The sequence below is a fragment of the Moorena sp. SIO1F2 genome (assembly GCF_010672755.1).
Classification (GTDB): Bacteria; Cyanobacteriota; Cyanobacteriia; order Cyanobacteriales; family Coleofasciculaceae; genus Moorena.
In genome coordinates this window covers 1-11392 of the sequence record NZ_JAAHFV010000208.1, presented here as the reverse complement: position 1 = coordinate 11392, position 11392 = coordinate 1, and the positions used below count along the sequence as shown (strand labels likewise).

The 11392-nt window shown below is 44.5% G+C and carries 7 protein-coding genes; 4 read left to right on the top strand and 3 right to left on the bottom strand.

Translation table 11 applies throughout. The annotated features are described in order from the left end of the window. Positions 1 to 491 (bottom strand): thioredoxin family protein (locus tag F6J94_RS21705; RefSeq protein WP_293044062.1); only part of this gene is annotated, 491 nt, incomplete at its 3' end. A gap of 47 nt (positions 492 to 538) precedes the next feature. Here F6J94_RS21705 and F6J94_RS21700 point away from each other — a divergent pair. After that, positions 539 to 1021, top strand: coding sequence for a hypothetical protein (locus F6J94_RS21700; protein WP_293044060.1), 483 nt, complete (start codon positions 539 to 541; stop codon positions 1019 to 1021). 269 nt (positions 1022 to 1290) lie between these two features. Beyond that, the gene (locus F6J94_RS21695; protein ID WP_293044058.1) at positions 1291 to 6177 is read left to right on the top strand and encodes a hypothetical protein; all 4887 of its coding nucleotides are present in this window, start codon (positions 1291 to 1293) and stop codon (positions 6175 to 6177) included. Between the two features lie 217 nt (positions 6178 to 6394). On the opposite strand, the gene thrS is transcribed toward F6J94_RS21695, so the two are convergent. After that, positions 6395 to 8212 (bottom strand): threonine--tRNA ligase, encoded by a 1818-nt coding sequence (thrS, locus tag F6J94_RS21690; protein ID WP_293044056.1) that lies wholly within the window; start codon positions 8210 to 8212, stop codon positions 6395 to 6397. A 968-nt stretch (positions 8213 to 9180) separates the two neighbouring features. Between thrS and F6J94_RS21685 the strand changes: the two genes are divergently transcribed. Beyond that, positions 9181 to 9528 (top strand): DUF2605 domain-containing protein, encoded by a 348-nt coding sequence (locus F6J94_RS21685; RefSeq protein WP_293044054.1) that lies wholly within the window; start codon positions 9181 to 9183, stop codon positions 9526 to 9528. Between the two features lie 147 nt (positions 9529 to 9675). Beyond that, entirely contained in the window at positions 9676 to 10014 is a 339-nt protein-coding gene (locus F6J94_RS21680; protein WP_293044052.1) for a DUF2973 domain-containing protein, read from the top strand. A gap of 268 nt (positions 10015 to 10282) precedes the next feature. On the opposite strand, the gene F6J94_RS21675 is transcribed toward F6J94_RS21680, so the two are convergent. Beyond that, on the bottom strand, positions 10283 to 11191 hold the full coding sequence (locus F6J94_RS21675) for an H-type lectin domain-containing protein (RefSeq protein WP_293019785.1): 909 nt from the start codon (positions 11189 to 11191) through the stop codon (positions 10283 to 10285). Positions 11192 to 11392 lie beyond the last annotated feature (201 nt).

Here is an 11392-nt window from a genome sequence, read left to right as displayed (position 1 = left end):
AGCACCGCATCAATAGCTGCTCGTAAATCCTTACCGGTAACTGGTATCCCATTACTAGGACGACTATCATCCAATTGACCTCGGTAAACTAGCTCTTGGTTAGCATCGAATAGAAAAAAATCTGGGGTACAAGCAGCTGTATAAGCCTGAGCCGTTTGCTGACTCTGATCATGACAGAAGGGAAAGGTAAATCCCAGCGCCTGAGCCATTTCCTTAAGTTTATCGGGAGCATCATCCGGGTAATTATCCGCATCATTAGCGCTAATTGCCACCATACCGAGATTAGCATCGGCATAGTCTTTCCCTAGCTTGGCCAATTCTCCCTGTACATGTTTAACAAAAGGACAATGACGGCAGATAAACATTACCAGTAACCCCTGCTTACCGGCAAAGGTCTCTAAGGAAATCGTCTCGCCAGACACTGCATCCGGTAACTGAAACTCTGGTGCTTTGGTACCTAAGGACAACATTGTCGAGTTAACTAGTGCCATCGTTTGACTCCTAAACTATTGCGGTGACAACTGATTTTCTTCTAACCTTGCCTACCATATCAGATCCCAACAACCTTGGCCTTTCGGCTACGCGATCGCTTTCAACCTTGGCCTATTGGCCACGCGCTTCGCAGCAAAGCGGGACTTCGTCCATCGCGTTCAACCAACCAACCAATCTTCAACCAACCAACCTTGGCCTATTGGCCACGCGTTCGCAGCAAAGCGGGACTTCGTCCATCGCGTTCAACCAACCAACCTTCAACCAACCAACCTTGGCCTATTGGCCACGCGTTCGCAGCAAAGCGGGACTTCGTCCATCGCGTTCAACCAACCAACCTTCAACCAACCAACCTTCAACCAACCAACCTTCAACCAACCAACCTTCAACCAACCAACCTTCAACCAACCAACCTTCAACCAAACCACCAAAAAAATGTGGTATAATAGATCAACTTCCTAGAGGTCGTTGCTTGGAAAAGGTAATCAGAAAGCAACGGAAGATTCAGGTGCCAGCGGTTACTGGTAAATAATGGGAATTACTGTTTCAGGTGTTGCAGCAAAGGCGAGTAAAGGGTGAAGATCCCTATCAAACCCTTGTCTGGCCTTTCGGCCACGCTACGCGAACGCACTACCCTTGGAAACCAAAACCGTTGCCCAACGGTGGAAACCCTAAGGGTTTGCAGTAGTCAATAATGGTAGAAACCCCCCCATGAACGCGCTCCATGGCTACCAAGATCAGCAGAGGGGATGGTCAGGGCGTAAATCAGATTCTGGCAGAAGCACAACCGTTGGAATAAATATGACCGTCCAACCCAAAGATTTCAATGGCAATAACAATGAATCATTAAGAATGCTAGCACGGGCGATCGCATTTTCTAAGGGACAATTTTCTCTGATTTTAGCCCGTTGTAATTATCAATCATTGCGGCAGCGCTTAACACAACAACTGACAGAACGCTACCAGATTAAGTTTCACTCCAGGGCTTTGGCCTCATCGGCTCTTAACCTCTATAGCAATGTTCAAGGGGAACTTACTTCAGAACTACCCGATGCCCTTATTGTTCACAATTTGGAATTAGTTAGGGATATTGATAGGTTATTGGTTTCTACCAATAATGCACGGGATGAATTTCGCAAAACCTTCCCCTTCCCCCTGGTGTTATGGGTAACCGATCAGGTCCAACACAAGCTGAGGCGAGTAGCACCAGATTTCACCAGTTGGGCTGCTACTCCCATAGGCTTTGAGATGGCAACGGATGAGTTAATTGATTTTATTGAGCAAACGGTCAATCAGGTCTATGGCAAAGTATTAAACTCTGGTGCTGGCAGATTTCTAGACAATGATGACCTGAATTTGGGCATTGGTTCGACTCGCCGCACGGAGTTAAAGTCAGCCCAGAATGAGCTAAACCATCGTAAGGTCAGATTAGACCCACGGTTAGAAGCCAGCTTAGAATTTGTTTTGGGTCGTGCCGCTGATGGGTCATCACAAGAGTCTCTAGAACATTATCAGCGTAGTTTAGCCCAATGGCAGCAGATTGAGCCAGAGGCCAGGGCAACCCAGGAAAAACCCCAACCATTCACCTCCTCATCAGAGCGGGTTGGATGCTTACTGTACTATTTAGGATTATGGTGGCGTACCTATGCTGAGAGACATCGGGCTGAACATCAAGTCGCTTGTGGTCATGCCGCAGAGTATTATCAGCAATGTATTAAAGTCTTTGAACAGGCTGAGCGACCAGACTTAGTTGCCAAGTTTATTAATGCTTGGGCAGAGGTACTGCAACGACTGGGACAGTGGGATGACTTGGAAGCAGTTGCTAACACAGCCTTGACTATCCATCAAACCTATGGTAATCCCTTTAGACTAGCGCGAGCCTATGGCTTTTTAGCAGAAGTCGCCTTATGGAAATCTGATTGGACTAACGCGCAACAGTTAGCCCAACAGGCTCTGTTAATCTTAGAACAGGCATTGTCTGAATTCTGTACACCAACCTCATGCTCACTCGATACCGATTGTGATTGGGAACGCTCATTTCACCAAGGTTGGTATTTATTGTCTCTAGCGCGATCGCAACAGCAACAGCAGCAAGCTAAAATCCAAGACAGTCTGACAACTCTGGAAACGGCCAAAGCCAGAACCAAAGCCCAGTATGATCCAGAGCTTTACATTCGGATTTTAGAAGAATTGCGCCAGTGCTACTGCCAACAAGGTAACTATTTGACTGCTTTTCGGGTTAAACAAGAACGACGCTCCATTGAGCAGCAGTACAATTTTCGAGCCTTTATTGGTGCTGGTCGATTGCAGCCTAAACAACAGGTAACTAACCCAGCATTACCGAATCTAGACTACCACAATTCTGTGACCCCAGCCATTGCGGCCTCTGGTAGACAAGGGGATGTCAATCGCTTAATGCAACGTATGGGCCGTAGTGACCATAAACTAACGGTAATTTATGGTCAATCAGGAGTAGGTAAAAGTTCCCTTGTCCAAGCTGGGTTAATTCCCACCTTGAAACAAAAAACCATTGGCTCCCGTGAGGTATTAACGGTTTTCCAGCAAGTTTATACCGATTGGATTCCCGAATTTGGAAAAGCCTTAGCCAAGTCTCTGGCAGAAAAAAAACTGATTAAGTATCATGGTAATACTCTAGAAACAACAGCCGCAATTCTCAAGACATTCTGGGAAATAACAGAATACAATATCCTAGTGGTTTTAGTCTTTGACCAATTTGAAGAATTTTTCTTTGCGGCTAAAGACAGAAAGCAACGAATGGTTTTATATGAATTTATGAAGATCTGTTTGAATATTCCCTATGTTAAAATTATTTTATCCCTTAGAGAAGATGACCTTCATTACTTGTTAGAGTGTAACCGTCTAATTCAATTAGATGTCATTAACAACAATATTTTAGATAAAACGATTCTTTACTATCTCGGTAACTTTTCCCCAAAGCAAACTAAATCAGTTATTAAAAGCTTAACGGAACACACGGCATTTTCTCTAGAGCCAACCCTAACCGATGCTCTAGTCAAGGATTTAGCAGGAGATACCAATGAGGTGCTCCCCATTGAGTTGCAAGTGGTAGGAGCTCAGCTCCAAGCCGAAAAAATTACCACCTTAGCAGATTATCTAGCCAAAGGTCCGAAGGAAAAACTGGTTGAACGATACCTAGAAACAGCGATTAAAGACTGTGGTGAAGAGAACGAACGAATCACTAAACTTGTTTTATATTTACTGACCGATGAAAACGGGATGCGACCGCTAAAAACTCAGGCTGAATTAGCAGAAGATTTGGACTTAGAAGAGGAGCAACTGGATTTAGTAATGGAGGTGTTAGTGGGTTCTGGTTTAGTATTTGAAGTGCCAGAATATCCGGCTGATCGTTATCAGTTAGTTCATGATTATTTAGTATCATTTATTCGCCAAGGACAAGAGCCTCAAATCCTAGCGGAGTTAAAACTGACCAAAGAAGAACTAAAGCAAGCACTCCATCAAGAACAAGAGGAACGAAGACGAGCAGAAATTGCAGAAATTAAAGCCCTGAGTTCTCTGTCTCAAGCTCTACTGTCTTCCCACGACCAGTTAGGAGCATTGGTCGCTAGTGTAAAAGCTGGGAAACGATTACTCACCACAGAGGTTACTCGTGAGATTAAACAGCAACAAGTGAATCAGCTTCAGGAAATTATCAATAACTTGCAAGAGTGCAATCGTTTGGAAGGACATGATGCGGGAGTATTTGGTGTTTGTTTAAGTCCTGATGGTAAACTAATTACCTCTGCTAGTGAAGATGGCACCATCAAGATTTGGGGAATTGATGGGAAAGCTTTGGCAAGCTGTCGGGGTCACAAGGAGCAAGTGTTTAGCATTAGCTTTAGTCCCAATGGTGAAATGTTTGCCTCTGCTAGTGCTGATAGCACCATCAAACTCTGGCAACGGGATGGCAAGTTACTGAAAACTCTCAGAGGTCATAAAAACCAAGTTTTCAACATTAGTTTTAGTCCCGATGGTAACACCATTGCTGCTGCTAGTAAAGATGGCACGATCCAGCTGTGGCATCCTAATGGTACTCGGATTAAAACCCTGACCAGGTTTGGTCCTGCTAACTTTGGGATTAGTTTTAGTCCTGATGGTAAATCCCTTGCGATCGCTAGTGAAGATGGCACTATCAAACTCTGGAATTTAGACAGTAGTTGGCCCAAAATTTTCAATCGTCATGCTAGGGGTGTCTTGAGTGTCTGCTTTAGTCCAGATGGTCGGATGCTGGCTTCCGGGAGTTGGGACGGTACCGCTAAACTCTGGAATATAGATGGCAAAGAACTCAACTCCATCGATAATTATGGCTTGCCAGTCTATCGGGTTAGATTCAGTCCCGATGGTCAACTATTAGCACTAGCCAGTAAAGATAATCGAATTCGACTTTATAACCTTGATGGGAATAAGCTCAAGACTTTCCGAGGACACAAAGGGTCTGTGTGTGGGGTAAGTTTCAGTCCCGATGGACGGTTACTGGCTTCTGCTAGTGTCGATAAAACTATCAGACTTTGGAGTCTCAAGGGTATTGGACTGAATACTCAGCAAAGGCATACTGGTAAACTTATCGGCTTTTGTTTTAATTCTACCGGTCAGCAGTATGCTTCAGCTAGTGAAGATAAAACAGTAAAACTATGGAGTCTAGACGGCACATTACTTAGAACATTTTCAGGACATGAAGCTAGTGTCAGGAGTGTCAGTTTTAGTCCTAAAGCAAAACTATTAGCCACTGCTAGTGTGGATGGTATTATTAAAATTTGGCATCTTAATGGAGCCTTACTGCAAACCTTTCCAGCCCATGGTCTGAGTATCAGGAGTCTAAGTTTTAGTCCTGATGGTAAAATCCTGGCTTCTGCGGGTAATGACAGAATCATCAAGTTGTGGGGGATTGATGATAAGTATGGACAGGATAACGGAGTACTGCTAAATACTCTCAACGGTCATCTTGCTAAAATCCTTACCATTAGATTCAGTCAGGATGGTCAGATGCTGGCTTCCGCAGGAGAAGATAAAACCATTAAACGTTGGCATCTCGATGGTAGCTTAATCGATACGATTCCAGCCCATAGTCTAAAAATTGTCTGTTTGAGATTCAGTGGGGATGGTGAAATTATGGCTTCCGCTAGTGCTGATAAAACGGTGAAACTGTGGAGTCTGGATGGTAAACTGATCACTACCTTACAAGGACATCAAGCAGGAGTTAGAGGTGTTGTTTTTAGTCCTGACAGTCAAATTATTGCTTCAGTTAGTGCTGATAGAACAGTAAAGCTTTGGACTCGTGATGGTAAGGAATTCAAAACCCTAAAAGGACATCTTGCTCCTGTGTGCAATGCCTGTTTCCTGGCTGACGGTCAAACGTTGGTATCTGTCAGTGAAGATGGTACTGCTAAAATCTGGAATATCGATGGTACAGAAATCAAAACCGTTGGCGGACCGATTAATGGCAGTACACTCCTAGGTGTAAAACCTGGACAGGGGATAGTTACCAGGGGGAGTCATACCACTAGCTGTGATTTAACCTCTGATTTAAAGAATTTATTGGTGAAGGGGTGCTATTGGATCAGGGACTATTTGAAGCATAATCCGACCTTGAGTGAAAGCGATCGCAAATTGTGTGATGGGATTTTGCCAGAACTGTTGAATGGGGAGTAGGGAATCGGGAATCGGGAATCGGGAATCGGGAATCGGGAATCGGGAATCGGGAATTGGGAATTGGGAATTGGGAATTTGGTCACCTGGGTCCGCACCTTGTCAGCCCCGTGGAAACCAAGCCAGTTGCTGATCTAACTCCCCATCTCCCCATCTCCCTATCTCCCCACACCTCCCACACCTCCGACACTCCCCTCTCTTTCCCTACTCCCTTTAGAGTCTAAAAATTCTCCCGATTCCGATTTGCCTGCTCCATCTTTTCTACAACCAGGTCTATGGGCATCATTCCCAATTCCCCAGCGGCACGGGTACGAATATTTAAACTGTTTGCTTCGACTTCCTTGGCACCAATCACACTCATCACCGGGATTTTAGCCTTTTCGGCATTACGAATTGCTTTACCAAGCCTTTCCCCACTGGTATCGACTTCTGCTCGAATGCCATGCGATCGCATTTTTGTTGCCACTTCCTGAGCAAAAGGCAACTGTGCGTCCCCGACTGGCAACAATCGTGCTTGTACTGGTGCTAACCAGAAGGGGAAGTCTCCCCCATACTGTTCAATCAATATCCCAGTTAGGCGCTCGATAGACCCAAAGGGGGCACGGTGAATCATAATCGGGCGTTGGCGAGTGCCATCTTCTGCCACATACTCCAAATCAAATCGTTCTGGCAAGTTGTAATCCACCTGTACCGTTCCTAACTGCCATTCCCTGTCCAGGAGATCCTGGAAGATAAAGTCCAGTTTCGGGCCATAAAATGCCGCTTCCCCTAGTGCTTCAGAGGATTCCATGCCCAAGGTATCCACAGCACGGCGAATTGCTCCTTGGGCTTTTTCCCAAGCCTGATCGGAACCAATATACTTATCCGAGGCCGGGTCACGGAAACTCAACCGTGCTTTAAAGTTCTTCATTTGCAGAGTTTTGAACACTGATAGGATTAAATCCACCACATTGATGAATTCCTGATCCAACTGATCTGGCATCACAAATAGGTGAGAATCATCCACCGTGAAACCACGCACCCTGGTCAACCCCCCCAGTTCCCCAGATTGCTCATAGCGATACACTGTACCAAATTCTGCCAAGCGCATGGGCAATTCCCGGTAGGAGCGCAATTCACTCTTATAAATTTGGATATGGAAGGGGCAATTCATCGGCTTTAGGACAAATCCTTGTTCTGCGGCTGCTGCTTCCTCATCCTCAGCCATCATCGGGAACATATCCTCTTTATAGTTCTGCCAGTGACCGGATACCTTAAACAAGTCCACTCGACCAATATGGGGTGTCTCCACTGGTAGATAACCTCGTTTAAGCTGTTCTTGCGTGAGGAAATCTTTCAAAAGGGTACGCAAAACCGTTCCTTTCGGGGTCCACAGGGGTAATCCTGGTCCCACCGGGTCAGAAAAAATAAACAGTCCCAGTTCCTTACCCAGCTTACGGTGATCCCGTTTCAGGGCTTCTTGCTTACGGCGCTTATATTCCTGTAGTTGCTCTGGGTTTTCCCAAGCTGTACCATAAATGCGCTGGAGTTGAGTATTACTCGCATCCCCTCGCCAGTAAGCCCCAGCCACACTTTCCAATTCAATAGCCTTCGGGTTGATTTCACTGGTATTTTCCAAATGGGGACCAGCACACAAATCCCACCACTCATCCCCCAGGTGGTAAATCGAGATCGGGTCTTCTAAATCTGCCAAAATTTCCAGTTTATAGGATTCACCCAGTTCCTTGATCCGCCGTTGAGCTTCTTCCCGTGGCACCTCTTCCCGAATTACCGGAAGCTTCCGCTTAATGATTTTGACCATTTCCTTTTGGATTTTCTTCAGGTCTTGCTCAGTAAACGGTTCTGGCTGATCAAAATCATAATAAAAACCATTTTCAATCCAAGGACCGATAGTCACCTGAGCCTTCGGAAATAGCTTCTGGACGGCCATCGCCATCACATGGGAGGTCGTATGACGGAGCCTTTTTAGGGTATCGGATTCGCTAGTACGGGGCAAATGAATTTTTTCAGGCTGTTCGGAGGGTTCTGAGTTAACCATCGGTGAATGTTCTATGGAATTGAGTAACGCGCTATGACCGTAACACCAATTTTGTGCTATCCCTCTATGATACAAAGCTTAGTTTTTCGCAAAGTACATGTTTCTGGTGTAGTACTCTCTCAATTTAGTTTTGAGGGTGAGGGCAAGGGGTTAGGGGTTACGGGTTGGCTTAATGGTTTTGGTACTTAATTGATAGCACAAATGCATAGTACAAGCGTGCCTAATTGGCCAAGGTCTATTTTAGATCATGTCAGGATAATTACCCTTAATCAAAATCTGCCCCATTTAACCATCTGGCCATCAATCGTCTTTATGATGGGTATTCAACCGGACTTGAGCTTACCCCTCAATGTAAGCATTCAGCTATCAGCTTTCAGGGATCAGCTATCAGCTATCAGCTAATGGGTCCGATGCGTCGAAGCCTGTGCCACGCTACAGATGGTGCTTTTGAATAAGCGATGCCTCAGGTGCGACCCGTGGCGAATTTAATTACGGGTCAAACGCACCATTACGGTCTTGGGGAGGCAGCCCGGTCTTGGGGAGGCAGCCCGGTCTTGGGGGTCTCCCCGGAGACGAAACCTTAGATAGTGGAGCCTTTATAGTTAGCAGGTTATGCAGAAAAGGGTTAAATATTTGTTAATAAGGCTCCACTATCTTACGGTAACTTCAAACCATGACCGCGCTGCCGTGGTTCCCCCCATGAGCGACTGCCGTGGTTTCCCCCATGAGCGCTTTGCATCAAGAAAACAGGTAACCATTCCAATAATGCTGAGTTACGTCTGCTAACGGCTGACCGCTGACGGCTGACCGCACCTCAAGTAGCATCTCAAGTAGCGCATATGCTTACCCCTCAATTGAATTTTGAGGGAGTAGTAGTGTTCTAAAAGTGTTAAGGGTTATGTCACAAATTGTAAAAAAATGTAAATATAATTAAGGTAGACTATGAAAAAATAAACCCTTTTAATATCATGGATCAACCCCAGCCATCAACACCGGAGTTACTGAAAACCATATTGGAACCGCTACTAGTAGATTTTGACTACTGGTTTGAGCGATCGCTTTCGTTGTTAGAAACTGAAGATATCACCTTTTTGACCACGGAGGAACAATCTGACCTACTCAAGCGGGTAAAGCAAGCCCAGAAGGAGGTAAATACAGCTAAAATGCTTTTTGACGCCACTAATGGTCAAGTAGGAGTTGAACTTTCTACCATGATGCCATGGCACCAATTAGTGAGAGAATGTTGGGGAGTGGCAATCCGGTTGCGATCATTGGCATCCGGTGCATCCGAGTCAGCGGCCTCAGGGAATGACTAATCTTGACGCACCTAGATTCAGGAAATGATTGAGGAAATAGTGGACTACGTTTTGTTAAGGTTAACTAACCACCTATAAAAAGCCGTTTTTTATCCCTGAGCAAGACAAGGAGTTAAAGACCAACTATTTGGTCGGGAGGACAATACGATGTTACACCTAATTTATCTAATTGCCTTTACTGTTATAGCATTTTTAGCGATTGGGAATTTAATTCGTAACCTATTAAGTTTGAGTTTTGATTCCCAGCGTTCTTTCTCAGCATCGGGAAAATCACCCGCCCAATGGGGTCGGAATCAAGTGAATGCCAATCCATCTCCTGCTAAGTCAGTACCGCACCCGGAACTGCTTGATGATAGTGGCAACCCTATCAATGAACCGCTGTTAGTGATGCGGTCAATGACCGTTGAAGACGCTCGCCAACAGTTAGACGCTATATACAATTCTTCTCCCGGTAACAGCAAGGGGAAGACAGAAGAAAACCAGTAGACATCTCCAAAAATTAACCTCAAACCCTTGTAATGCCTGGGTCAAAACCGATTTTATGGAGATGTCTAGTAGTCTATTGATTTCACGTTAGGGCTAGACAAAGGGAAAGGGGATAACCAAAACTATTTCCCCTGACCGAATTCGTGGGTGGAAAAACTATAGCGCTGCGCCCAGGCAATAGGGAATAGGGAATAGCGATGCAGCGCTGAATCCATTTTCCTTGACGAACACCATTCAATGATAAGTATTAAACCGGACTAGATCTGATTTATTTGCCATAGGCAAACCAACTTGCATTAGCACTGTAAACCCGCGTGTCTCCCCAGGTTTCCAATACATACTGAAACCCCTCTCGGTTGACATCAGTGACATCAACTTTTAATCGGAGATTTTCATCATTATCACTATCGATGTCGTTTAAAGCAATATAAACCACAGGCTCGGAAGAAAAGTTGGTATTAAACTTTTGCTCACCTGATATTCTTCGTCTGCCATCACCCTTTGATAAATTCCCTTCCCTAACAGAAATCTCTCCACTCTCCAGTTTAATCTGTGAATTAGCCACTTCTTCGATACTGCGAGAGATAGTAATCAGCTGATTACTATCTTGAGTTAAGTTATTTATCCGTTCAACTATATCTCCCAAGGCTACTGGGTCTGATTCTAGAAGAGCATTAAGTTTTTTCTCTATAGTAGAAGCGTTGATATCTAAGCTTTGTACCTTACTATTTAGATAGTGAGCTTGTTTTTGATAGTCTTGAGTTTGGGCTTTGATAGTTTGAGTTTGTTGCTGAAGAACTTGCAGATCAACTCGGTTATCAAATAGAGAATTGTTTATACGTTTGTTGAGTTTCTTAAGTTGTTCTTCTTGATCTTTGATATGTCCTTTTACCGAACTATCAACAAGACTAGACATAACTACAAAACCACTGACGGTGGTCAATAGGGTAGTGAAAACCAACAAGGCAATCACGAGGTGAAATTGTGTTCTGAATTCCTTCCTGAGTTCCTCAGCTATTTTTGGGGAAAATAGTTGTAATTCTGTATAAATTAAAGCTCTGATATCTGTAGAGCGCTTATCCAGATAACTTCGGTAGGTATCTAGTTCTTTCTTGAGATCATCTCGTTCGCTTCTTAGGCGATCGATAGTTTTTTTAAGTATGTCAAAATCATTCATAGTAACCAACTGGCTAAACACCGACAATTCCTTAGATAGTTTAGATAATAATCAACTATCTCCATTATTTCGACAAGCCCGCCAAATACCCTATGGGCTGTTATAGCTGAAATTGCTCTATTCGCCAACTACAGAGCCTGATCGGATGGCAGCCAGGATAATCCATGGTGAACAGTAAATGGTGATAGTAAATGGTGATAA